This is a genomic window from Nocardioides sp., assembly GCF_044226305.1.
Classification (GTDB): domain Bacteria; phylum Actinomycetota; class Actinomycetes; order Propionibacteriales; family Nocardioidaceae; genus Nocardioides.
The window spans coordinates 70,048-92,331 of the sequence record NZ_JBGAHF010000010.1 but is presented as its reverse complement, the minus strand read 5'-3'; the positions used below and the strand labels follow the sequence as shown (position 1 = coordinate 92,331).

23 protein-coding genes are annotated in these 22,284 nt (G+C 72.0%); 16 read left to right on the top strand and 7 right to left on the bottom strand.

Annotated elements, in window-relative coordinates:
• The first annotated feature begins 35 nt into the window (after positions 1 to 35).
• The 11 genes from tsf (at position 36) to ACILQ5_RS12500 (ending at position 8,560) form a co-directional block, all read left to right on the top strand.
• Positions 36 to 848 (top strand): translation elongation factor Ts, encoded by an 813-nt coding sequence (gene tsf / locus ACILQ5_RS12550; RefSeq protein WP_395658342.1) that lies wholly within the window; start codon positions 36 to 38, stop codon positions 846 to 848.
• Positions 849 to 962: 114 nt separating this feature from the next.
• The gene (gene pyrH / locus ACILQ5_RS12545; RefSeq protein ID WP_395658341.1) at positions 963 to 1,676 is read left to right on the top strand and encodes a UMP kinase; all 714 of its coding nucleotides are present in this window, start codon (positions 963 to 965) and stop codon (positions 1,674 to 1,676) included.
• Between the two features lie 72 nt (positions 1,677 to 1,748).
• Positions 1,749 to 2,303 (top strand): ribosome recycling factor, encoded by a 555-nt coding sequence (frr, locus tag ACILQ5_RS12540; RefSeq protein WP_395658413.1) that lies wholly within the window; start codon positions 1,749 to 1,751, stop codon positions 2,301 to 2,303.
• A 26-nt stretch (positions 2,304 to 2,329) separates the two neighbouring features.
• A complete protein-coding gene (locus tag ACILQ5_RS12535) occupies positions 2,330 to 3,220 on the top strand; it encodes a phosphatidate cytidylyltransferase (protein WP_395658340.1) in 891 nt (296 codons plus the stop codon).
• An 85-nt stretch (positions 3,221 to 3,305) separates the two neighbouring features.
• Positions 3,306 to 3,674, top strand: a complete 369-nt coding sequence (locus tag ACILQ5_RS12530; RefSeq protein WP_395658339.1) for a hypothetical protein — start codon at positions 3,306 to 3,308, stop codon at positions 3,672 to 3,674.
• A gap of 43 nt (positions 3,675 to 3,717) precedes the next feature.
• Positions 3,718 to 4,848 carry a 23S rRNA (adenine(2503)-C(2))-methyltransferase RlmN gene (gene rlmN, locus ACILQ5_RS12525; RefSeq protein WP_395658338.1) on the top strand — a complete coding sequence of 377 codons (1,131 nt, stop codon included), beginning with the start codon at positions 3,718 to 3,720 and terminating at the stop codon, positions 4,846 to 4,848.
• A 38-nt stretch (positions 4,849 to 4,886) separates the two neighbouring features.
• The gene (locus tag ACILQ5_RS12520) at positions 4,887 to 5,162 is read left to right on the top strand and encodes an SAV_915 family protein (RefSeq protein ID WP_395658337.1); all 276 of its coding nucleotides are present in this window, start codon (positions 4,887 to 4,889) and stop codon (positions 5,160 to 5,162) included.
• The gene (locus ACILQ5_RS12515; RefSeq protein ID WP_395658336.1) at positions 5,159 to 5,437 is read left to right on the top strand and encodes a hypothetical protein; all 279 of its coding nucleotides are present in this window, start codon (positions 5,159 to 5,161) and stop codon (positions 5,435 to 5,437) included. Before ACILQ5_RS12520 ends, ACILQ5_RS12515 begins: the two co-directional genes overlap by 4 nt.
• Positions 5,437 to 6,609: a hypothetical protein gene (locus ACILQ5_RS12510; protein WP_395658335.1), complete on the top strand. Its 1,173-nt coding sequence runs from the start codon at positions 5,437 to 5,439 to the stop codon at positions 6,607 to 6,609. Before ACILQ5_RS12515 ends, ACILQ5_RS12510 begins: the two co-directional genes overlap by 1 nt.
• Entirely contained in the window at positions 6,609 to 7,364 is a 756-nt protein-coding gene (locus ACILQ5_RS12505; RefSeq protein ID WP_395658334.1) for a hypothetical protein, read from the top strand. Before ACILQ5_RS12510 ends, ACILQ5_RS12505 begins: the two co-directional genes overlap by 1 nt.
• A gap of 65 nt (positions 7,365 to 7,429) precedes the next feature.
• The gene (locus ACILQ5_RS12500; protein ID WP_395658333.1) at positions 7,430 to 8,560 is read left to right on the top strand and encodes a glycosyltransferase family 4 protein; all 1,131 of its coding nucleotides are present in this window, start codon (positions 7,430 to 7,432) and stop codon (positions 8,558 to 8,560) included.
• 12 nt (positions 8,561 to 8,572) lie between these two features.
• Here ACILQ5_RS12500 and ACILQ5_RS12495 read toward each other — a convergent pair whose 3' ends face one another.
• From ACILQ5_RS12495 to ACILQ5_RS12480, 4 genes are all read right to left on the bottom strand, one after another.
• Entirely contained in the window at positions 8,573 to 10,174 is a 1,602-nt protein-coding gene (locus tag ACILQ5_RS12495; protein ID WP_395658332.1) for a TIGR03767 family metallophosphoesterase, read from the bottom strand.
• Positions 10,175 to 10,201: 27 nt separating this feature from the next.
• Positions 10,202 to 11,284, bottom strand: coding sequence for an LOG family protein (locus ACILQ5_RS12490; RefSeq protein WP_395658331.1), 1,083 nt, complete (start codon positions 11,282 to 11,284; stop codon positions 10,202 to 10,204).
• Between the two features lie 27 nt (positions 11,285 to 11,311).
• Positions 11,312 to 12,244, bottom strand: coding sequence for a serine protein kinase RIO (locus ACILQ5_RS12485; RefSeq protein ID WP_395658330.1), 933 nt, complete (start codon positions 12,242 to 12,244; stop codon positions 11,312 to 11,314).
• A 177-nt stretch (positions 12,245 to 12,421) separates the two neighbouring features.
• The gene (locus ACILQ5_RS12480; RefSeq protein WP_395658329.1) at positions 12,422 to 13,777 is read right to left on the bottom strand and encodes a rhodanese-like domain-containing protein; all 1,356 of its coding nucleotides are present in this window, start codon (positions 13,775 to 13,777) and stop codon (positions 12,422 to 12,424) included.
• Positions 13,778 to 13,849: 72 nt separating this feature from the next.
• Between ACILQ5_RS12480 and ACILQ5_RS12475 the strand changes: the two genes are divergently transcribed.
• The gene (locus ACILQ5_RS12475; protein ID WP_395658328.1) at positions 13,850 to 15,322 is read left to right on the top strand and encodes a M1 family metallopeptidase; all 1,473 of its coding nucleotides are present in this window, start codon (positions 13,850 to 13,852) and stop codon (positions 15,320 to 15,322) included.
• 4 nt (positions 15,323 to 15,326) lie between these two features.
• On the opposite strand, the gene ddaH is transcribed toward ACILQ5_RS12475, so the two are convergent.
• From ddaH to ACILQ5_RS12460, 3 genes are read right to left on the bottom strand one after another with little or no spacing between them, the layout of a single operon-like run.
• On the bottom strand, positions 15,327 to 16,103 hold the full coding sequence (gene ddaH / locus ACILQ5_RS12470) for a dimethylargininase (protein WP_395658327.1): 777 nt from the start codon (positions 16,101 to 16,103) through the stop codon (positions 15,327 to 15,329).
• A 4-nt stretch (positions 16,104 to 16,107) separates the two neighbouring features.
• Positions 16,108 to 17,502: an NAD(P)/FAD-dependent oxidoreductase gene (locus ACILQ5_RS12465; RefSeq protein WP_395658326.1), complete on the bottom strand. Its 1,395-nt coding sequence runs from the start codon at positions 17,500 to 17,502 to the stop codon at positions 16,108 to 16,110.
• Positions 17,487 to 17,927, bottom strand: coding sequence for an Lrp/AsnC family transcriptional regulator (locus ACILQ5_RS12460; RefSeq protein ID WP_395658412.1), 441 nt, complete (start codon positions 17,925 to 17,927; stop codon positions 17,487 to 17,489). The genes ACILQ5_RS12465 and ACILQ5_RS12460 overlap by 16 nt, the downstream gene beginning before the upstream one ends.
• A gap of 227 nt (positions 17,928 to 18,154) precedes the next feature.
• On the opposite strand from ACILQ5_RS12460, the gene ACILQ5_RS12455 reads away from it, so the two are divergent.
• The 4 genes from ACILQ5_RS12455 to ACILQ5_RS12440 are packed head-to-tail and all read left to right on the top strand — an operon-like array spanning position 18,155 to position 22,212.
• Positions 18,155 to 19,348 carry a PotD/PotF family extracellular solute-binding protein gene (locus ACILQ5_RS12455; protein WP_395658325.1) on the top strand — a complete coding sequence of 398 codons (1,194 nt, stop codon included), beginning with the start codon at positions 18,155 to 18,157 and terminating at the stop codon, positions 19,346 to 19,348.
• Complete coding sequence (locus ACILQ5_RS12450; protein WP_395658324.1) at positions 19,332 to 20,498, top strand: ABC transporter ATP-binding protein; 1,167 nt, start codon at positions 19,332 to 19,334, stop codon at positions 20,496 to 20,498. The genes ACILQ5_RS12455 and ACILQ5_RS12450 overlap by 17 nt, the downstream gene beginning before the upstream one ends.
• Entirely contained in the window at positions 20,498 to 21,412 is a 915-nt protein-coding gene (locus tag ACILQ5_RS12445; RefSeq protein WP_395658323.1) for an ABC transporter permease, read from the top strand. The genes ACILQ5_RS12450 and ACILQ5_RS12445 overlap by 1 nt, the downstream gene beginning before the upstream one ends.
• Positions 21,409 to 22,212, top strand: a complete 804-nt coding sequence (locus ACILQ5_RS12440; protein WP_395658322.1) for an ABC transporter permease — start codon at positions 21,409 to 21,411, stop codon at positions 22,210 to 22,212. Before ACILQ5_RS12445 ends, ACILQ5_RS12440 begins: the two co-directional genes overlap by 4 nt.
• Positions 22,213 to 22,284: the final 72 nt, after the last annotated feature.

Below are 22,284 nucleotides of genomic sequence, written 5' to 3'. Positions count from 1 at the left end.
GGGTCACCTGCGAAGAACTTCGAGGAAGAAGGAACATGGCTAGCTTCACCGCGGCCGACGTCAAGAAGCTCCGTGAGCTGACCGGCGCCGGCATGATGGACTGCAAGAAGGCGCTCGACGAGTCCGACGGCGACTTCGACAAGGCTGTCGAGATCCTGCGCGTCAAGGGCGCGGCCAAGGCCGCCAAGCGGGGTGCCGAGCGGGAGGCCTCCGCCGGCCTGGTCGCGCACGCCCCGGGCGTCCTGGTCGAGCTCAAGTGCGAGACCGACTTCGTCGCCAAGGGCGAGGACTTCGTCGCGACCGCCCAGCGGATCGCGGACGCCGCGTCCGAGGCCCGCGCCACCGACGTCGAGGCGCTCAAGGGCGTCTCGCTCGGCGACCAGACCGTCGGCGAGGTCGTCGAGGGCCTGGCGATCTCGATCGGCGAGAAGATCGAGCTCGGTCAGTACGTCTACTTCGACGGGCCGGTGGTCGCCTACATGCACAAGCGTGCGGCCGACCTGCCGCCGGCCGTCGGCGTGCTCGTCGAGTACGACGGCGACGCCGACGCGGCGCGCGGTGCCGCGATGCAGATCGCGGCGATGCGCCCGCAGTACCTCACCCGCGAGGAGGTGCCCGCCGACGTCGTCGCCAAGGAGCGTGAGATCGCCGAGGCCACCTCGCGCGAGGAGGGCAAGCCCGAGCAGGCGATCGCCAAGATCACCGAGGGCCGGCTCAACGGCTTCTTCAAGGACGTCGTCCTGCTCGAGCAGCCGTCGGTGACCGAGAACAAGAAGAACGTCAAGGCCGTCCTCGACGCGGCCGGCACCACCGTGAAGCGGTTCGCCCGTTTCGAGGTCGGCGCCTGACAGGCTAGGTTTCAGCCACACGAACGACGAGGAGGCCGGTTCGATGACAGCAACCCTGATCATCGGACCGGCCTCCTCGCACGTCCATCCCCTGCACGTCAGAAGGAGCCGCTAGTGACGGGTTACCGGCGCGTCCTGCTCAAGCTGTCCGGCGAGGTCTTCGGCGGGGGTGAGGTCGGGCTCGACCCCGACGTCGTCCAGACCGTGGCCCGCGAGATCGCCGCGGTCGCCCGGGCCGGCGTCCAGATCGCCGTCGTGACCGGGGGCGGCAACTTCTTCCGCGGCGCCGAGCTCCAGCAGCGCGGCATGGACCGGGTCCGCGCGGACTACATGGGCATGCTCGGCATCGTCATGAACTGCCTGGCGCTCCAGGACTTCCTCGAGAAGCTCGGCGTGGAGACGCGGGTCCAGACCGCGATCACGATGGGCCAGGTCGCCGAGCCCTACATCCCGCGGCGCGCGATCCGCCACATGGAGAAGGGGCGGGTCGTCATCTTCGGTGCCGGCATGGGCATGCCCTTCTTCTCCACCGACACCGTCGCGGTGCAGCGCGCGCTGGAGAGCAAGTGCGACGTGGTGCTGGTCGCCAAGAACGGCGTGGACGGCGTCTACACCGCCGACCCGCACATCGACCCGACCGCCACCAAGTTCGACGAGCTCACCTACGACGAGGCGATGACCCGGGGCCTGCGGATCATGGACCAGACCGCCTTCGCCCTGTGCGGGGAGAACAAGCTGCCGATGGTCGTCTTCGGCATGGAGCCGGAGGGCAACATCCTGCGCGTCGTGCAGGGTGAGAAGATTGGCACGCTGGTCAGCGCGGGCTGACCGCACCCCCGCAGGGCCGACGCACCACCGCACCGGACGGACCGGGACCGCAGAGAACCAGGAGCAGCCGTGATCAACGACATCCTCAACGAGGCCGACCACAAGATGGACAAGTCGGTCGAGGCGACGCGCGAGGAGTTCGCGGCGATCCGGGCCGGACGGGCCCACCCGAGCATGTTCAACAAGATCGTCGTCGACTACTACGGCTCGCCGACCCCGCTCCAGCAGCTCGCGTCGTTCACGGCGCCGGAGGCCCGGGTCATCCTCATCTCGCCCTACGACCAGGGCGCGATGAAGAACATCGAGAAGGCGATCCGGGACTCCGACCTCGGCGTCAACCCCGCCGACGACGGCAAGCTGATCCGCTGCGTGTTCCCCGACCTCTCCGAGGAGCGGCGCAAGGAGTACATCAAGGTCGCTCGCCACAAGGCCGAGGAGGGCCGGGTCGCGGTCCGCAACCTGCGCCGCACCGCCAAGCAGCACCTCGAGAAGCTCGAGAAGGACGGCGAGGTCGGCAAGGACGACGTCACCGGCGCCGAGAAGCGGCTCGACGGGATGACCAAGAAGCACACCGACACGATCGACGAGATGCTCAAGCACAAGGAGGCCGAGCTGCTCGAGGTCTGAGCCGCTCGACGACCGATGAGGAACCCATGACCGACGCGCCGTCGCCGGCCGCCTCCGTCCCAGCGAACCCACCCCAGAAGGACCACGGCCGTGCCGGCCGCAACCTGCCGGCCGCCGTCGCGTCCGCCGTGGTGCTGCTGCTGGCGATCGCGCTCTCCCTGCTGTTCTGGAAGACCGCGTTCATGTTCATCGTGGCCGCGGCGGTGGTCGTGGCGATCTGGGAGCTCGCCCGCGGGTTCTCGGCCAAGGGCATCGACCTGCCCGAGCAGCCGCTGATGGTCGGCGGCGTGGTCATGGTCGTCGTCGCCTACTTCTCCGGCTCGCCGGCACTGGTGACCGCGACCGCCGTGACCGCGCTGGTCACGATGCTGTGGCTGCTGCGGCGCGGCGTGGACGGCTACGTCCAGGACGCCACCGCGTCCGTGTTCAGCCTGGTCTACGTCCCGTTCCTCGGGTCCTTCGTCGCACTGCTGCTGGCCGAGGGCGGCGTCACGGGGTCCGGGCTCGACGACCCCGGGGTCCAGGGCATCATCACCTTCATCGGGGTGACGATCGCGTCCGACATCGGCGGGTACGCCGCGGGCGTGCTCTTCGGCAAGCACCCGATGGCCCCCGTCATCTCCCCGAAGAAGTCGTGGGAGGGCTTCGCCGGGTCGGTCCTGTTCTGCCTGGTCGCCGGCTGGGCCCTGGTGGTCTACCTGCTCGACGGCGACTGGTGGGTCGGCCTGCTCCTCGGGCTGATCGCGGTGGTGATGGCCACCCTCGGCGACCTGTGCGAGTCGGTCATCAAGCGCGACCTCGGCATCAAGGACATGAGTCACGTGATCCCCGGCCACGGCGGCCTGATGGACCGCCTGGACTCGCTGCTCGCGACGGTGGCGCCGATCTGGCTGCTCCTCCACTACCTCGTCTACTGACGCCCGACGTGGTCGAGCCCGCCTGATCCGTCACACCGGCACGCCGCGCACCCGGGACCGGTGCGGAGCACCTAGCATCGTGGTGATGTCGACCGACCAGGAGAACGCCGACCAGGCCGCCCAGCAGCCGGCGCCCGCCCAGCGGCCGCCCGACTGGTGGCACCGCGACCACCCGACCTTCACGGCCATCACCGGCTTCTTCACCGGGTTGGCGTTCGTCATCGTCGTGCCCGGCCTGTTCGCCGCGGTGCTCGGGCTGGTCTTCGACTACCACACCGCCGAGGACCTGTTCCCGTTCGTCCTGGTGACGCTGGGGGTCCCGATCGGTCTGGTGATCGTCCCGCGGACCCGCCGGTTCGGCATCTACATGGTGATCGGGATGATCACGACCGCACTGGTCGTCGGCGGCGTCTCCGGCCTCGTGCTCTGGTACATGGTCAACTACCAGAGCTGACGAATCGACCGTCCCCCCACCCGGATGGGATGATCGTCGTCTGATGTCGGACGAACAACGCACCCCCCTTCCCCTCGTCTTCGACGAGCCCGTCGGCCGCCGCAAGCCGCCGCGGCACCTGGCCGGCTGCACGCCCGAGGAGCGGGTCGCGTGGGTCACCGAGCTCGGGCTGCCGGGGTTCCGCGCCAAGCAGCTGTCCACCCACTACTTCGCGCGGCTGACCGACGACCCGGCCGCGATGACCGACCTCCCGGCCGGCCAGCGCGACGAGCTGGTCGCCGCCCTGCTGCCCACGCTGATGACGCCGCTGCGCACGATGGAGGCCGACCGCGGCACCACCCGCAAGACGCTCTGGAAGCTCTTCGACGGCGCCCTCGTCGAGTCGGTGCTGATGCGCTACCCCGACCGGGCCACCGTCTGCGTCTCCAGCCAGGCCGGCTGCGGCATGGCCTGCCCCTTCTGCGCCACCGGGCAGAGCGGGCTCCAGCGCAACATGTCGACCGGCGAGATCGTCGAGCAGGTCGTCGCCGCCGCCCGCTCGCTCGCCCGCGGCGAGGTTCCGGGCGGGCCCGGCCGGGTCTCGAACGTCGTGTTCATGGGCATGGGCGAGCCGATGGCCAACTACCGTGCCGTCATCGGCGCCGTCCGCCGGCTGACCGACCCGGCGCCGGACGGGCTCGGCATGAGCGCCCGCGGGATCACGGTCTCCACAGTCGGTCTGGTGCCGCGGATGCGGCAGCTCGCCGAGGAGGGCATCCCGGTCACCCTGGCGCTGAGCCTGCACGCGCCCGACGACGAGCTGCGCAACGAGCTGGTCCCGATCAACACCCGCTTCTCGGTGGCCGAGACCGTCGAGGCCGCGTGGGGCTACGCGCGGGCCACCAAGCGCCGGGTGTCGATCGAGTACGCCATGATGCGCGGCATCAACGACCAGGCCTGGCGGGCCGACCTGCTCGCCGACGTCCTGCAGTCGTACGGCGACTGGGGCTGGGTCCATGTCAACCTGATCCCGCTCAACCCGACGCCGGGCTCGAAGTGGACCGCCTCCGACCCCGCCGACGAGCGCGAGTTCGTGCGCCGGCTCGAGGCCAAGGGCATCCCCACCACCGTCCGCGACACCCGGGGCCGGGAGATCGACGGCGCCTGCGGCCAGCTGGCCGCCACCGAGGCCTGACGGTTTCTCGCTAGGCCCGGGTGGGCACCCTTGCCGGCATGACGACCGCTCGGGCGACCTTCCCTCCGGTGGTGTACGTGCCCACCGTGGAGCCGGTCGGTGACGACGAGCCCCGGCTGGCGATGCACCGCACCGACGACGGCCGGGTCGCGCTCTTCGCGTACTCCGCGCTCGACCGCCTCGTCGAGTTCTACCGGGCCGACTCGCCGTGGGTCCTGATGACCGTCGCGGACCTCCAGCACGCGTACGACGCGGTGCCCTACGACCTGCTCTTCCTGGACAAGCGGCCTGCACCCGCGGTGGAGGCCTCGTGACCATCGACCTCGCGTGGGCCACCGCCGAGTCGATCGCGACCAGCCTCGACACCGCGCGGAGCGGTCTCGACGAGACCGCGGGCTCGGCGCCGTCCGCGATCGACGCCGGCGAGGCGACGGCGCTGGTCACGGCGCTGGTCGCCCGCGTGGGCGAGAGCGCGGCCGGGCTCAGCGAGGGCCTCGGCGCCGCCAGCAGCAAGGTCCGTACCGCGGCGGGCTCCTTCCTGGACGTGGACCACGGGGTCCAGCAGGGCTTCCAGGTCGGGGGACCGTGATGCCGGTCGACACCGAGATCCCGGGGTCGTCGACGTCCGTCGAGACTGCCGCCGACTGGCTGCGCAGCACCCTCGGCACGGCCGTGGCCTCCGGCGCGGACGCGCTGGCCGCCGCCCGCTCCACCGCGGCGTCGGAGTGGCAGGGCGAGACCGGCAGCGCCTTCGCCTCCACCATGGGGAGCGCGGTCGGCCGCGCCGACGCCCTCGCGACGGCCGCGTCCGGCGTGGCCGGGGCCCTGGGCGCCTTCGCCTCCCGGCTCGACAGCCTCCAGCAGCGGATGGCCGACATCCGGGGCGCGGCGCAGGGCGCCGGGCTGACCGTGTCGGCGTACGTGATCGAGGACCCGGGCGCCGGACCGGCGGACCCGGGACCGGCGCCCACCGGTCTCGTCCCACCCGAGGCGGCGCACGCCTACGAGTCCGCCGTCGCGGCCTGGAACGCCCACCAGGACAAGGTCCGGGCGTACAACCAGGCGGTGGCCGACGCCGCCGAGGTCCGGTCCGACCTGGCCACGGCGACCCAGGGCCTCACCGACGAGTACCGCGGGCTCGAGGGGCCGGACTGGGTGCTCAACGCCAGCGACATCGCAGGCGGGTTCGCGGGCGCGGTCATGGAGTACAACGCCTCGGCCCTGCGCGGCTGGGCCGACTACGAGTCGAGCCTCTCGCGCAGCTACCTGCAGCGGATCCGGGGCAACCCCGGCGGGTTCTCGAACGCCGACCTGGACTACTGGGACGACGTCGCACGCAACGCCGACGACGTCGCCGGTGCCGCCGACGACCTCGAGCGCTCCAGCAAGTCCCTCCCCCTCAAGGCGGGCGGCGCGCTGGCGGTCGCCGGGATCGGGCTGGACATCGCCGGCGGCGAGGACCCGGTTCAGGCGGTCGCCTCGGGGGGAGGCGGCTTCCTCGCCTCGGTCGCGGCCGGTGCGGGCGCCGGTGCCGTCGTCGGCACCTTCGTCCCGATCCCCGGTGTCGGCACCGCGGCCGGGGCGGTGGTCGGCGCCGGGGTCGGCATCTTCACCTCCGGAGCCATCGACTCGCTGTTCGAGAACGGGCCCGACGTCGGGGCCGCGTTCGACTCCGGGGTCGACGCGCTCGCCGACACCGGTGGCGCCATCGCCGACGGTGCGGGCGCGGTCGTCGACGGCATCGGAGGACTGTTCGACTGATGCGCTACGCACGCAACGGCCGCAACGCGGCCTACGGACTCGGCTACCTGCTCCTGGCCGCCCTCGGTGCCGGCCTGCTCGGCTACACCGGCGACCGGTCGCTCGGGCTGCTCCTCGGTCTGCTGCTCGTGGTCCTCGCCGCGGCCGGCCTCGTGCTCGTCGGCTTCGACGCCTGGCACGTCCGGCACCGGCCCGGGGTCACCCTCGCGACGGCGCCGTCCGGCGCGCCCGCCACCGCGTTCCTCCGGTCGCCGGTGCCGACCACGATGTCCGCTGTGGTGCCCGTGCTGCTCGCGCTGTGGGCGACCGTCGGCAGCCTGGTGGTCCACCAGGTCGCGGCCCGGGTCGTGCTGCTGCTGGTCGCGCTCGGCCTCCTCACGCCACTGGTCGCCGTCCTGCGCGGCCGCGTCGCCCCGGGCGGTCTCTACCTGACGCCCGGCGGGATCGAGCAGCGCAAGGAGGCGGTCAGCTGGTCGGTGCCGTGGTCGGCCGTCGCCGGGGTGGTGCCGGGGGAGCCCCTCGCGCTGCCCCTGACCGGGCCGTCGCCCGAGCCGACCCGTCGGACCCGGGTGCTCTGGCAGCGCGAGCCCCGCGGTCGCCCCGGTGTCCTCGCCGTCGACAGCCGCTACCTCGCCGCGGACCCGGTCGTCGTCGCCGCGGTGGTCGGGCGCTGCGTGGCCGACCCGGCGGCTCGGGCCCGGATGGGCACGGCGGACGTGGTCGAGGAGATCGCCACGATGGCCTCGCGGGCATGAGACGTTCACCCCGGGGCCACGTCGACCTCGGTGTCCGTTAGACGCGGTCCCTAGCGTCAGGAGCCGTGGACAAGCTCCGGGTGCTGATCGTCTCCGAGTCCTTCCTGCCGCAGGTCAACGGCGTCACCAGCTCGGTGCGCCGGGTCCTCGAGCACCTCGCCGCCGAGGGTCACGACGCGGAGCTGGTCGCCCCGACCGGCCCGCCGACGTACGCCGGCTTCCCGGTCACCCGGGCCCGCGGCGCCAGCCTGCCGTTCTACCGTGACTTCCGGATCGGCCTGGAGACGCGGCGGCGGATCCGGTCGGTGATCCGGCGCTTCGCTCCCGACGTCGTGCACGTCGCGTCCCCGGCCACCCTCGGCTACCAGGCGGTCCGCGCCGCCGAGGAGCTCGCGGTCCCCGTGGTCGCGATCTACCAGACCGACCTGGTCGGCTTCGCCGAGCGCTACGGCGTGGTCGGCGGCGCCCGGGCGATGGCGTCGCTCACCCGCCGCATCCACCTCGGGGTCGACCGGACCCTCGCGCCGTCGTCGGCGAGCCTCCAGCAGCTCGCCGACCTCGGGGTGCACGCGACGGCGCTGTGGCCGCGTGGGGTCGACCTGCAGCAGTTCCACCCGGTCCGGCGCTCGGCGCCGCTGCGGGACCGGCTCGCACCGGACGGGCGGCTGCTGGTCGGCTACGTCGGCCGGCTGGCCGCCGAGAAGGAGCTGCACCTGCTGCACGGCCTGGCCGCGGACCCGCGCCACCGGCTGGTGCTCGTCGGCGGGGGACCGGAGGAGCGGTACCTGCGCGGGCTCCTCCCCGACGCGGCGTTCCTCGGCGTGCTGCACGGTGACGAGCTGGCGGCGGCGTACGCCTCCCTCGACGTGTTCGTCCACACCGGCAGGCACGAGACCTACTGCCAGTCGGCCCAGGAGGCGCTGGCCTCCGGCGTCCCCGTGGTCGCGCCGCGAGCGGGCGGCCCCGTCGACGTCGTCGCCGACGGCGTCGCCGGCCTGCTCTACGAGCCCGGCGACCGGGCGGAGCTGGCCGCGCACGTCGACCGGCCGGTGTCCGACCGGCTCCACCGGCGCCGGATGGGGCTGGCCGCCCGGCGCAGCGTCCGGGAGCGCTCCTGGGCAGGGGTGAACGCGCAGCTGGTCGACCACTACCGAGACGTCGTCGCAGGCCGGCGGGCCTGGCAGCGCGCCGCCTGAGCCCTCAGCGGGTCAGCGCAGGAACTTCGGCGCCACGACCAGGAGCTCGACGTTGCGGTCGGTCCGCTTGCCGAGCCGGTGGTTGTCGCGCTCCTGCCAGTCGTTGGCCGCCAGCAGGCGGGACAGGCCCGCGAGCTGCGCCGGGTCGTCCAGGTCGCCGTTGAACTCGAGCGGCGCGCCGTGGTCGACCATGGTGGCGAAGATCGAGACCGTGCCGTCCTTGTTGTCGGTGACCTCGAGCAGCCGCGACTGCTGCGGCCAGTCGATGTGGGAGGCCGTGTTGATCTCCCAGAACCCGCCGACGGCCTTGCCCTTCTCCTTGCGGACGTGCGGCCAGATGTTGTTGGTGTGGGTGTGCCCGTTGACCCAGGCGATGACGTTGTCGTAGCCGACGAGCAGACGCTCGATCTTGGCGGCGAGGGTCTTGTCCGAGAACGACGCGAGCGGGTGGTGGCTGGCGATCACGACGAGCTTGCGCCGGCTGGCGCCGAGCAGCTTCTTGAGCCACGCGAGCTGGGTCGCGTCGAGGTAGCCCTTGTCGCCGAACGGGGACACGGTGTCGAGGACGATGAAGCGGACCTTGCCCTGGTCGAAGGTGTAGTAGGCGGTCTCGTCGGCGACGTTCTGCTCGGTGAACCCGTGCCCGACCGGCGTGGAGGTCGTGGTGAAGTGCTCCTGGACCCACTCCACCCGCTCGAGCAGCCGACGGTCGGGGTCGGCCGTGACGGTGCGCTCGCCCTTCGAGGTCTGCTTCTTGTCGCCGATCGCCTTGGCCCGCTGGGAGTCGGTCGCCGGGAAGTTGCCCTGCACCAGGCCGTCGTGGTTGCCCATCGCGGCGTACCACGGGATCGCGAGGCCCTCGGCGTCGAAGGGCTGCCGCGCGGCGTCGAGCAGGCCAGGGATGGTGGGGAACCCGTACTGGGCCCGGGCGACGTCGTCCTCCTTGCCCTCGGGCGTGCCGTCGGGGTGCCAGAACATCGTGTCGTAGAACGCCGGGACCTGGTCCATGACGCCCTCGTACTTGGTGAGGTCGCCGGAGTCCACGCGGACCGTCTCACCGTCGAGGACGTCGATGTTCCAGCGGATCTCGTTGTACTGGGTGCTGTCGGAGTTGTCGCCGGTCTGGATCGCGAACGCGAGGGGGCGTCCGGTCACCGGTGCGGCGCCGATCGTGTTGAGCTCGCGGACCATCGCGTCCATGACCTGCCCGCTGAGGATCTCCTGCGGGCGGTACGCGCTGCTGCTGACGCCCTCGCCGTACTCGACACGGATCGGCGACTGCGCGTCGACGACGTGCACGTCGCTCAGCTGGGCGAACGCGAGCACCGCCTTGCGACGGGCCGCCCGCCCCTTCTTCGCGTTCGCGCCGAGGCCGGTCCGGACCACCCACGACTCGCCGGGGAGCGCCACGACGGGACGCCAGCCGCCGGCGCCGGCCGGGCCCTTGCCCAGCACGGTCGTCCGGGTGGTGGTGCGGCCGGCGGACCGGGCCGCGGCGCCGTGGACGCCGGTGCCGGCGACCGCGTCGGCGGAGAGGGATCCCAGGCCGCCGAGGGCGGCGGCGCCACCGACGACGAGGGAGGAGCGGAAGAGGTCACGACGGGAGAGCTGCACGAACGCAATCTAGGCGTCACCCGGTGTTCACGTCCCCGAATTCAGGAGGTCCACAGCATCGGGGACCGAGTCGACGAGGTGCACGTGGTGCTCCATCGGCTTGCCCCGGGCCAGCCGCTGCAGCAACGGCCACGCGGGCAGCGTCTCGGTCCAGTACGTCGCACCCAGCAGCACCATCGGCGCGACCGCGGTCGCGCCGGCGTAGTAGTTCTCGCAGGCGTCCTGGAAGACCTCCTGGACGGTGCCCCCGGCGCCCGGCAGGAAGACGATCCCGGCGTCGCACACCTCGAGCAGGATCGCCTCCCGGGTCGAGTTGCGGAAGTACTTCGCGATCGCCGTCGCGAACGCGTTGGGCGGCTCGTGGCCGTAGTGCCAGGTGGGGATCCCGAGGGTGTCGCGGTCGGTCGGGAAGCGCTCGACGACCTCGAAGGCCCGCCGCACCCAGCGGTCGACCGACGGCCGGTACGACGGCACCTCGGCGAGCAGGGCGACCGCCTCGTCCAGGTCGTCGGGGCGGGTGGCCAGGCGGCCGCCGAGGTTCGCCGCCTCCATCGCCCCCGGCCCGCCTCCGGTGGCGACGACGGCGCGGGCACCGAGGGCGGCCCCGAGCCGGGCCGCCTCGGCGTACCCGGGGTGGTCACGCTCGAGGCGGTGCCCCCCCATGACCCCGACCAGGTGGCGTCGACTGGTCCAGTCCTCGAGGGCGAGGTCGATGGTGTGGTCGTGGAGGGCGCGGCCCAGAGCGCCGGCGGCGTCGAACGGGCGCTGCGACCAGGCGTAGGCCTGGGCGTCGACCGAGTCGGCGTACCGCCGGGTGTCGTACAGCTCGGCGGCGGTGTAGAGCGTGCCGCGCGGCTCGACCGGCACGTCGTCGGGCACGGTCAGGACCAGGCCACCCGCAGCCCGGACCCGGTCCTCGTCGCCGGGGGCGAACCGGCAGGCCAGGAACGTCGCGCCGGCGACGGTCAGCGCGGCCAGGGCGTCGTGACGGTCGCGCAGGTCGACCCCCCGCACGCGCCAGCCCCGCAGCGAGGTCGCTCCCGCGGCCAGCCGCCGGTCGAGCTCCTCGAGGGAGTCGACGAGGACGAGCCGGCCGCGGGTGCGCTTCACGTGGTGATGCTAGGTGCTGACTCCCGGCTAGAACGCGTGCACCATCAGGTCGCCGAACAGCTCCTGCTCGTCGACCTCCAGCCCGCGCGCCCGGAACCAGGTGCAGACGTTCGTGCAGTCCCGCAGCAGGAAGTCCGGCCCGGAGGGGTTGCCGACCAGGTCGAGGGTCTGTGGCAGGTCGATGACGACCAGCCGGTCGCCCGCGGCGAGGATGTTGTACGCCGACAGGTCGCCGTGCACCATGCCGTTCCGGGCCAGCTCGGCGAGGAACTCCCGGACCTGCTCGAAGTACGACGCGAGCAGCGGCCGGTCGGGCCGCACCTGGGCGAGCCGCGGCGCGGTCTCGACGCCGTCCTCGCCCTCGACGGTGATCCACTCCATGAGCAGCTCGGTGCCGTCGATCTGGACCGGGTAGGGGACCGCGAGCCCGAGCTCGTGGCAGCGGACCAGCGCCTGCCACTCGGCCCAGGCCCACTGGCCGGCGGCGACCGCCCGGCCGTGGGCGGACTTCTTGGCCATCGCCCGGTTGTCGCGGGTGTTGCGGACCTTGCGCCCGGCCGTGTAGGCCGACGAGCGGTGGAAGTCGCGGTGCTCCTCGCCGCGGTAGCGCTTGGCGACCATGACGACGGACTCGCCGAGCCCGCCCTCGTCAGGGGGCGGGCTGCCGGGGACGGCCCGCTCGAGCAGGAAGGCGTCGGCCTCCTTGCCGGTCTTGAGGACGCCGAGCTCGGTGTCGACGGCGGCCTGCGAGGTCACCAGCCAGTCCGGCCGCGGCTCCGGGCCGCGGCACAGCGGTTCGACGCTGAGCCAGGTGGACCAGCGCTGGCCCTCGCCGACCTCGTCGTAGGTGCGGAAGTCGAAGACGAACGCGGGGTCGATCGCGGGGTCGATCGTGGGGTCGACCGTCGGGTCGACGGGGTGGTCAGGGGTGCGGTCGATCGAGGTGAAGTCGTGAGACATCGGTGTGGGTGCTCCAGGGACGTGAGAAGAGATGGTCTGCGGACAGGCCAAGGACAGTCGTGGACATGTCACGCTCCTCTCGCTGGGCACCCGGCCGGTCCGGACGCTGGGGCAACGATCCGGCGTCCCGGCCGACGGGCGCAACCGAATTAACGAGGGCTCCCGGGCGGGCACGGGTCAGGCGGCGACGCCTCCCGTCGTGGTGGGGATCGCCAGCTCGGCGACCCGGTCCCAGGCGTCGTCGACGTGCACGACGCGACGCCCCATCCGGTGCAGGAGGCTGGCGGCGATGCCGGCGCGGTAGCCGGACCGGCAGTGCACCCACAGCTCACCCGGGGGCAGGTCCTGGCCGCGCACGTCGACGTCCTGCACCGGCAGGTGCAGCGCCCCGGGCAGGTGCCCGGCGTCGTACTCGTCGCGCTGGCGCACGTCGACGACGACCGGCGCGACCGCGGTCTCGCGGAAGTCCAGCCAGTCGGCGCGGCGGTAGCTCGCGGGGAGCGGGGTCCGCGGCTCGAGGACGTGGGTGCGCGGACCGTCGATGCCGATCGCGGCCAGGTCGCGGAGCGCGGCCTCGATGTCGTCGGGGCGGTCGCACAGCAGCACCAGGTCGTCCTCCCACGGCACCAGCCAGCCGACGTACGTCGCGAACTGGGTGCCGTACTCCACGCTGACCGTGCCCGGCAGGTGCCCGTCGCTGAACGACGCGCGCCGCCTCAGGTCGACGACCCACGCGCCGCCGAGGACGGCGTCGGTCACCTCGGCGGCGGTCACCCGGCGGGCCGGTCGGGGGAGCGCGCGACCGGCGCCCGCCCGGTTCAGCGGCGCCATCCGGGGGTAGTAGCGCGGGATCGGCCCGAACCCGGCGACCAGGTCCGTGACGAACCGTTCGCGGTTGGTGGTGAGGACCGGGTTGGACCGGAGCTCGTCGCCGATCGTGCCGCCGCCGTCGGTGCCGGTCGAGGCCGAGCCGGCGCAGAAGCTGCCGAACCCGTGGGTGGGGTGCAGGGTCGTCGCCGGGTCGAGCGCGCCGAGCAGCCGGCCGCTCGCCCACTGCTGGCGCGCGAGCTCGTGGGTGAGCCGGTCGTCGACGAGGTCGGTGCGGCCGACGGTGCCACGCAGGAGGCTGCCACCGCTGAACAGCGCGGCGGGACCGTCGTGCGCCTCGTGCCGGCGGACCAGGAAGGACTGGTGGTGGCGGGTGTGGCCGGGGGTCGCGAGCACGCGCACCTCCAGGCCGCCCACCGGCACGACGTCCCCGTCGCGCACGCCGACCCGCTCGAACTCGACCTGCTCGTCGGCAGCGAGCAGGTAGTCGGCGCCGTGCCGCCGGGCCAGGCCGAGCGCTCCGGAGACGTAGTCGTTGTGCACGTGGGTGTCGGCGACGGCGGCGATCTCGACGCCCGCCTCGGCGGCGGCGCGCTCGACCTGCGCGAGGTCGCGGGGCGGGTCGACCACCAGGGCCCGGGCGCCGTCGTGGACCAGGTGGGTCCGGTTGCCGAGCTCGGGGACGTCGATGGGCACGACCTGCATGCCGGCTCCTGCCTTAAGTCGAGTGAATTAGTAGTGTTATAGCACAGGACGACGGTCGGATACGTTGCGGAGGTGACCCTCCGCCGGCTGCGTCCCGTCCTCCGTCCGGGCACCGCGGTGGCCGCCCTGGTCGCGGCGGGGGTGCTGGCCACCTCGACCCTCGTGGCCACCTCGACCGCCGCCGGGGACGAGCCGGCGCCGCACGGAGCGGCCGGGATCGGCGATGCCTACTTCCCGCTCGACGGCAACGGCGGCATCGACGTGCGGTCCTACGACGTCCACGACCGCTACCGATTCGGCGAGCGCCGGCTGTCCGGGTGGACCGTGGTGCGGCTGACCGCCACCCAGGACCTCTCCGGCTTCGACCTCGACTTCCTGCTGCCGGTCTCGTCGGTCGAGGTGGACGGGCGGCGCGCCCGGTTCGACCAGGACCGGTACCACGAGCTGTCCGTCGACACCCGCCTCGACGCCGGCCAGACCGCCCGCGTCCTGGTCCGCTACTCCGGGCTGCCGGAGCGCTACTCCTACACGGGCGAGAGCAACTGGCTGGCCAGTCGCCACGAGGTCGTGGCGATGAACCAGCCGCACATGGCGCCGTGGTGGTTCCCGGCCAACGACCACCCGCTCGACAAGGCCGACATCACGGTCTCGATCACGGTCCCGCGCTCCGACCGGGTGATCTCCAACGGGCGCGAGGTCCGCCGGGTCGTGGACGGCCGGCTCGCCACGACCACGTGGCACGCCGACGAGCCGATGGTGCCCTACCTCGCGTTCTTCGCCGCCGGCCAGTACGCCGTCGCGCGCGGCCGGTCGGACGGGACGCCGTGGCTCGTCGCGGTGTCGAAGGCACTGCCGACGGCGTCGCAGCCGGAGGCGATGCGGCTGATGAAGCGCACCCCGGAGCTGCTGCAGTGGCTGGAGTCGGTCATCGGTCCCTACCCGTTCTCGGTGACCGGTGGACTCACCACGAGCCTCCAGCCAGGCTTCGCGCTGGAGAACCAGACCCGTCCGACGTACCCGTTCATGGGGGAGGGCCGGGGCGCGGTCGACACCGTCGTGCACGAGCTCGCGCATCAGTGGTTCGGTGACTCCGTCGCCGTCGAGAAGTGGACCGACATCTGGCTCAACGAGGGCTTCGCGAGCTTCTTCGAGGCCTACTACGACGAGACCCACGGCGGCCAGTCCGGCGACGCGTGGCTCCGCGACCACTACGCCCGCATCGGCGCCGACGACGACTTCTGGCACCACGAGGTCGCCGACCCGTGCCCGAGCCACGAGGGCTGCGTCAGCGACATCTTCGCGAGCTGGGTCTACGAGCGCGGCGCGATGGCCCTGCAGGCGCTGCGCAACGTGGTCGACGACGACCCCGTCTTCTTCGAGCTGGTGAGCAGGTGGGCCGCCGACCGCGCCGGCGGCAACGGCAGCACCGCCCAGTTCCAGGCGCTGGCCGAGGAGGTGACCGGCCTGGACCTCGACGGCTTCTTCGACGCCTGGGTGCACAGCACGACCAAGCCGGCCGACACGGCCGCGAACGGGCTGGGCTGACCCGCTAGCCGCGCAGCCGCACCGACAGGCAGGTCACACAACCCTCGAGCTTCTCGAACTCCGAGAGGTCGACGGCGACCACCCGCAGCCCGCGCTCCTCGAAGAGGGCCCGGCTCAGTGGCGCGGCGCTCGACATCAGGACGGTCTCCTCGTCGAGCACCACCACGTGCGACCCCGGCTCCTCGGGCACCGGGAGGAAGCGCGACCAGACCGTGGGGTCGTCGACCAGCGGCAGGTGACCCACGACGGTGCCGTCGGGGAGCGCGGTGACGGCGGACTTGAGGTGCAGCACGCGGGAGACCGGCACGCCGACGGTCCGGGCGCCCAGCGGCGCCAGGTGCGCGGCGAGCTGCTCGAGCCCCTCGGTGTTGGTGCGACCGCCGGTCCCGACCCAGACGGTCGTCCCCTCCGCGCCGACGTGCTTGAGGACGTCACCGCCGTCGAGGGTGCCGGGCGCCTCGATGTGTGCGATCCGGTAGCCGAGGTCGCGCAGCACCGCCTCGGTGCCGGCCGTCTCGGGCTTGCGCTCGTCGGCGCCCGGCCGCGAGACGACCGCGAGGTCGCCCAGGACGACGACCGTGTCCTCGACGAACACCGCGTCCGGGCAGTCGTCGGCAGCGGGCACGTGGACGACCTCCCACCCCTCGGCCTCGAGCGCGGCGACGTACCCCTCCCACTGGCGGCGGGCGAAGTCGACGTCGACCGGCGTGCGCTCGAGGTGGGTGAGGAGGCCGTCGGCGAGTCGGGGGCCGGGCGGGCGGACCAGGGCACGTCTGCTCATGGGGTCATCCCAGCAGGGGTGCGACCGCCTTGGCCACCAGGCTCGGCATCCGGGTGACCCGTTCCTCGGCGTCGGCGAGCGTCATCGCGCGCAGGCCGGCGTTGATCCCGAGCCAGCGCAGCGGCTCGCGCTCCCAGGCGGGGGAGCGGTGCCCGACCCACGGCAGCCGGGTCAGGTCGGTGTCGCGGCCGAGCACGAGGTCGCGCAGCGTCCGCCCGGCGAGGTTGGTCGTGCTCACCCCGTCGCCGACGTACCCGCCCGCCCACGCCAGGCCGGTCTCCCGGTCCAGGCCGACGGAGGCGCACCAGTCGCGCGGGATCCCGAGCGGGCCGCCCCAGGCGTGCGTCACCCGGGTGCCGGAGAGGACGGGGAACAGGTCGGTGAGCGTCGAGTACAGCCGGGCGAAGACGTGCTCGTCGCGGTCGAACTCGGGCCGGACCCGGGACCCGAGGTGGTACGGCGCCCCGCGCCCGCCGAAGACCAGCCGGTCGTCCGCCGTGCGCTGCCCGTAGACGATCAGGTGCCGGTGGTCGCTGAACGTCTCGCGCCGGGCCAGGCCGATCTCGTCCCAGACCGCCGCGGAGAGCGGCTCGGTCGCGATCACGAGGGAGTAGACCGGGACGAGGGTGCGGTCGTGGCCGGGCAGCCCCGGGGTGTAGCCCTCGGTGGCCCGGACGACCGTCGTGGCCCGGACGTCGCCGGTCGCGGTGCGCGCGAGCCCCGGCCGGACCTCGCGGACGCGGGTGCGCTCGTGGACGGTCACCCCCCGCCTCTCGACGGCCGCGGCGAGGCCGCGGACCAGCTTGGCCGGGTGGATTGCGGCGCAGTCGGGGGTGTAGGTCGCACCGAGGGTCCGGGTCGCGTGGAGGACCTCGGTCGCCTCCGCCCGGTCGAGCAGGCGCAGGTCGTCCTCGTCGCGCTCCCACTCGCGGGCCTCCGCGACCTCGGCGCGCGCCCGCCGCCACTGGGCGCGGCTGCGGGCGAGCACCACCGTCCCGCCCTTGGCCAGGTCGGCGTCGATGCCCTCCGCGGCGGCCGCCCGGGCCACCTCGTCGACCGTGTCGCGCATCGCGCGGTGCTGCGCCAGCGCGGCCGGACGCCCGGCCAGCGCGGCCAGGGTCGGGAGTGACGCCGGGAACAGGGCCGAGCACCAGCCGCCGTTGCGGCCGGAGGCGCCGTACCCGGCGGTCTCGGCCTCGAGCACCACGATCCGCAGCGTCGGGTCGGCGTCCGCGAGGTAGTACGCCGTCCACAGGCCGGTGAAGCCCGCGCCGACGATCGCGACGTCGGCGTCGACGTCACCGTCGAGCGCCGGCCGGGGGGTCCAGTCGGTCTCGACGGTGTCGTGCCAGAGCGAGAGCCGCTCCCAGTGCGGATCGGGAGTCAGCGCACACCCCACGAGTAGGTCTGCTTGCGCAGGCGCAGGTACATGAAGGTCTCGGTCGACACGACCCCCTCGATCGAGCGGATCCGGTCGGAGATCAGCTCGAGGAGGTGCTCGTCGCTCTCGCAGACCAGCTCGACGAGCAGGTCGTAGGAGCCGGTGGTGATGACGACGTAGTCGACCTCGTCGAGCTCGGCGAGCCGGTCCGCGACCGGGTCCAGCGCGCCGGTGACCCGGATGCCGACCATCGCCTGGCGGGCGAAGCCCAGCTCCAGCGGGTCCGTCACCGCGACCACCTGCATGACGCCGCTCTCGATGAGCCGCTGCACCCGCTGGCGCACCGCCGCCTCGGACAGGCCGACGACCTTGCCGATGGCGGCGTACGAGCGGCGTCCGTCCTGCTGGAGCTGCTCGATGATCGCCTTGGACACCTCGTCCAGCGGGGAGGGGCTCCCGGACTTCCTCGTCATGGCGGCATGGTTCCCTACCCGGGCACCCGGGTCAAAGGCCTGGACGGCGTGTGGACGAAGGATTTCGTTGCGGGGATGTTTCAGTTCGACGGGATCGCTTGTTCGAGGGCCGTCATCGTGGCACGATCCGAGCACTCCGGTCGTCGACCGGACGACGAGCCGGACCCCGAACCGGCCCCCGACCCGGAAGGACCCGCATGCCGCCGGACCCGCCCGCGCACCGCACCGGGCTCTCCCGTCGAGGACTGCTCAAGGGCGGTGGGGCCGTGGCGTTCGCCGGCGTCAGCCTGGCGGCCCTCAAGCTCCCGTTCTTCGCCACCGACGGCGCGTCGCAGGACCCCGCGACCTGCCGGGCCACCGACCTGTCGGCGAGCCAGAAGGAGCTGATCGTCTCCAACTGGCCGGCCTACATCGACCCGCGGAAGAACCCCGACAGCACCTTCCAGCAGTTCCAGCAGCAGACCGGCATCACCGTCCACTACACCGACGACGTCAACGACAACTCGGAGTTCTACGCCAAGGTGCGCAACCAGCTCGGCTCCTGCCAGCCCGTGGACCGCGACATGATGGTGCTGACCGACTGGATGGCCGCGCGGATGATCGGGCTCGGCTGGATCCAGCCGTTCGACAAGAAGAACGTGCCGAACCTGCAGGCGAACCTGATCGACCCGCTCCGCAACAAGCAGTGGGACAAGGACCTCGACTTCCACGCCCCGTGGCAGAGCGGCCTGACCGGCATCGCCTACAACGCGTCGAAGACCGACGCGGTCGGCAGCTTCGAGGAGCTGCTCACCCGCTCCGACCTGAGCGGCCGGGTCACGCTGCTCTCGGAGATGCGCGACACGATGGGCTTCATGCTCAAGGTCACCGGTGCGGACCCGAGGGAGTTCACCGACGACGAGTGGGGCGTCGCCATCGACAAGCTCAAGGAGTCGGTGCAGTCGGGGCAGATCCGGGCCTTCACCGGCAACGAGTACACGCAGGACCTCGCGGCCGGCAACATCCTCGCCTGTGAGGCCTGGTCCGGCGACGTGATCCAGCTGCAGTTCGACAACCCCGACATCAAGTTCGTGACGCCGGAGGAGGGCCTGTCCCTCTGGAGCGACAACATGCTGATCCCCAACCTCGCGACCCACCAGGCGAACGCCGAGAAGTGGATCAACTACTACTACGAGCCCGAGGTCGCGGCGAAGCTGGCCGCCTGGGTCAACTACATCTGTCCCGTCAAGGGAGCCCAGCAGGAGATGGAGAAGATCGACCCCTCGCTGGTCGACAACCCGCTGATCTTCCCCGACGACGAGACGCTGTCGGTGACCTTCGACTTCATGCCCCTCGACGACCAGCAGCAGATCGAGTACGAAGGAGACTGGGCCGATGTCACAGGCGGCTGACGTGGAGGAGGCGACCGCTCGCGACGAGTCGTCGTACGACGGGCTCCGGCTGCGGGGGGTGACGAAGTCCTTCGGAGCGTTCACCGCCGTGGACGAGCTGGACCTCGACGTCCCACGGGGGTCCTTCTTCGCCCTGCTCGGCCCGTCGGGCTGCGGCAAGACGACGACGCTGCGGATGGTGGCCGGGCTGGAGGTCCCCACCCGCGGGTCGATCACGCTGGCCGGCAAGGACATCACCTTCGCCAAGCCCTACAAGCGGCCGGTCAACACCGTCTTCCAGAGCTACGCGCTCTTCCCGCACCTCGACATCCACGAGAACGTCGCGTTCGGCCTCAAGCGCCGCAAGGTCGGGAACGTCGACACCCAGGTCAAGGAGATGCTCGACCTGGTCGAGCTGAGCACCCAGGCGCGCAAGAAGCCGACCCAGCTGTCGGGCGGACAGCAGCAGCGCGTGGCGCTCGCCCGGGCCCTCATCAACCAGCCCGAGGTGCTCCTGCTGGACGAGCCTCTCGGTGCCCTCGACCTCAAGCTGCGCCGCGCCATGCAGATCGAGCTCAAGCGGATCCAGACCGAGGTCGGGCTGACCTTCATCCACGTGACCCACGACCAGGAGGAGGCCATGACCATGGCCGACACCGTGGCCGTGATGAACCACGGCGTCATCGAGCAGATGGGCCCGCCGGCGGCGCTCTACGAGAACCCGCGCACGACGTTCGTCGCGAACTTCCTCGGCCAGTCCAACCTGCTCGACGGCACGATCAAGTCCCGCGCGAGCGACCTGGTCGTCGTCGACATGCACGGTGTCGACGTGTCCATCCCGGCAGACCGGGCGCACGCCGAGGGCGACCGCGGCTGGGTCGGCATCCGGCCGGAGAAGGTGCTGATCGGGGAGCTGGGCGAGGAGCTCGACGCGCCCGGCAACTCGATCCCGGGTGGCGTGGTCAGCGACGTCAGCTTCGTCGGCGTCAGCACCCAGTACCTCGTGCGGATGCCGTGGGGCCAGGAGCTCCAGGTCTTCCAGCAGAACACCGGCCACCGGCGCCTGTTCCGCGTGGGGGAGCAGGTCGAGCTGAGCTGGCGCCCCGAGTACGCCTTCCTCCTCGACCACGCCCAGGACGCGCACGCCGGGGCCGACCAGGACGCCCTCTGATGGCGAGCACCGCCGAGGCCGCCGAGGTCGCGGCGATCACCGCGGCGCCGGCGTCCGCGGAGTCGGGGCGCAAGCGGGGGTACCTCGGGTACCTGCTGCTGCTGCCCGCCGCCGCCTGGCTGATCATCTTCTTCGTCCTGCCGCTCTACTCGCTGCTCGCGACCAGCCTCTACGACCCGGCCGGGTCGGACTTCCGCGGCTACGAGATGACCTACGAGTGGAGCAACTACTCCAACGCCGTCAAGGACTACTGGGTCCCGCTCGTCCGCGCCCTCTGGTACGCCGGCCTGGCGACGTTCTTCTGCCTGATCCTCGGCTACGTTCTCGCCTACGCGATCGCGTTCAAGGCGGGCCGCTGGAAGAACCTGATGCTGGTGCTGGTCATCGCGCCGTTCTTCACCAGCTTCCTGGTCCGCACGCTCGCCTGGAAGCTGATCCTCGGCGACGACGGGTTCATCGTGAACACCCTCCAGTTCCTGCACATCCTCGGTGCGGACGGCCGGCTGCTGGCCACGCCGATCGCGGTGGTGGCCGGGCTGACCTACAACTTCCTCCCGTTCATGGTGCTCCCGCTGTTCGCGAGCATCGACAAGATCGACCACCGGCTGATCGAGGCCTCCAGCGACCTGTACGCCAACCCGGTCGTGGGGTTCTTCAAGGTCACCTGGCCGCTGTCGCTTCCGGGCGTGATCTCCGGGACGCTGCTGACGTTCATCCCGGCCGTCGGTGACTACATCAACGCCCAGCTGCTCGGCAGCGCCAAGACGCGGGTGGTCGGCTCGGTGATCCAGAGCCTGTTCACCGATGCGAACGACTACCCGGCGGCCGCGGCGCTGTCGGTGATCCTGATGACCCTGATCGTCGCCATGGTGCTCGTCTACGTGCGCCGCGCCGGGACGGAGGAGCTGCTGTGATCGGGCGCTGGGTCCGCAACAACCTCGTCCTGCTCCTCGGCCTGGCGGTGCTGGCGTACACCTTCGTGCCGATCGCGGTCGTCGTCCTGATGAGCTTCAACGCGCCCGCCAGCCGCAACGTCTACGAGTTCGACGGGTTCACGCTCGACAACTGGCTGAACCCGTGCGCTCCCGAGGGGATGTGCTCCGCGGTCGGCCGCAGCATCGAGATCGGTCTCCTGTCGACGCTGGTCGCGACCGTCCTGGGCACCCTGGCCGCGTTCGCGCTGGTCCGGCACGACTTCGTGGGCCGCTCGTCGAGCAACCTGCTCATCTTCCTGCCGATGGCCTCGCCCGAGATCGTGATGGGCTCCTCGCTGCTCGCCCTGTTCGTGGCCTCCGGCCTCGGCGGCAAGCTCGGCTTCTGGACCATCTTCGTCGCGCACGTGATGTTCTGCCTGTCGTTCGTCATCGTCACGGTGCGGTCCCGGCTGGCCGGCCTCGACGACAACCTCGAACAGGCGGCGATGGACCTCTATGCCACGCCGCAGCAGACGTTCTGGCGGGTCACCTTCCCGCTGGTCTTCCCCGGCATCCTGGGCGCGGCGCTGCTGAGCTTCTCGCTCTCGTTCGACGACTTCATCATCACCAACCTCAACGCGGGCACCACGACGACGTTCCCGATGTTCGTCTGGGGCGCCGCCCAGCGCGGCGTGCCGATGCAGGTGAACGTGGTCGGCACCCTGATGTTCGTGATCTCGATCCTCATCGTGGTCACCGGCGAGGTGAACTCCCGCCGCCGCCAGCGCGCCCTGACCTGACCGGCTGGTGCCCGAGCGTCCCGCGCCCGGACGTCAGACGCCCCGGCTGCCGGAGCAACCGGGGCGTCTGAC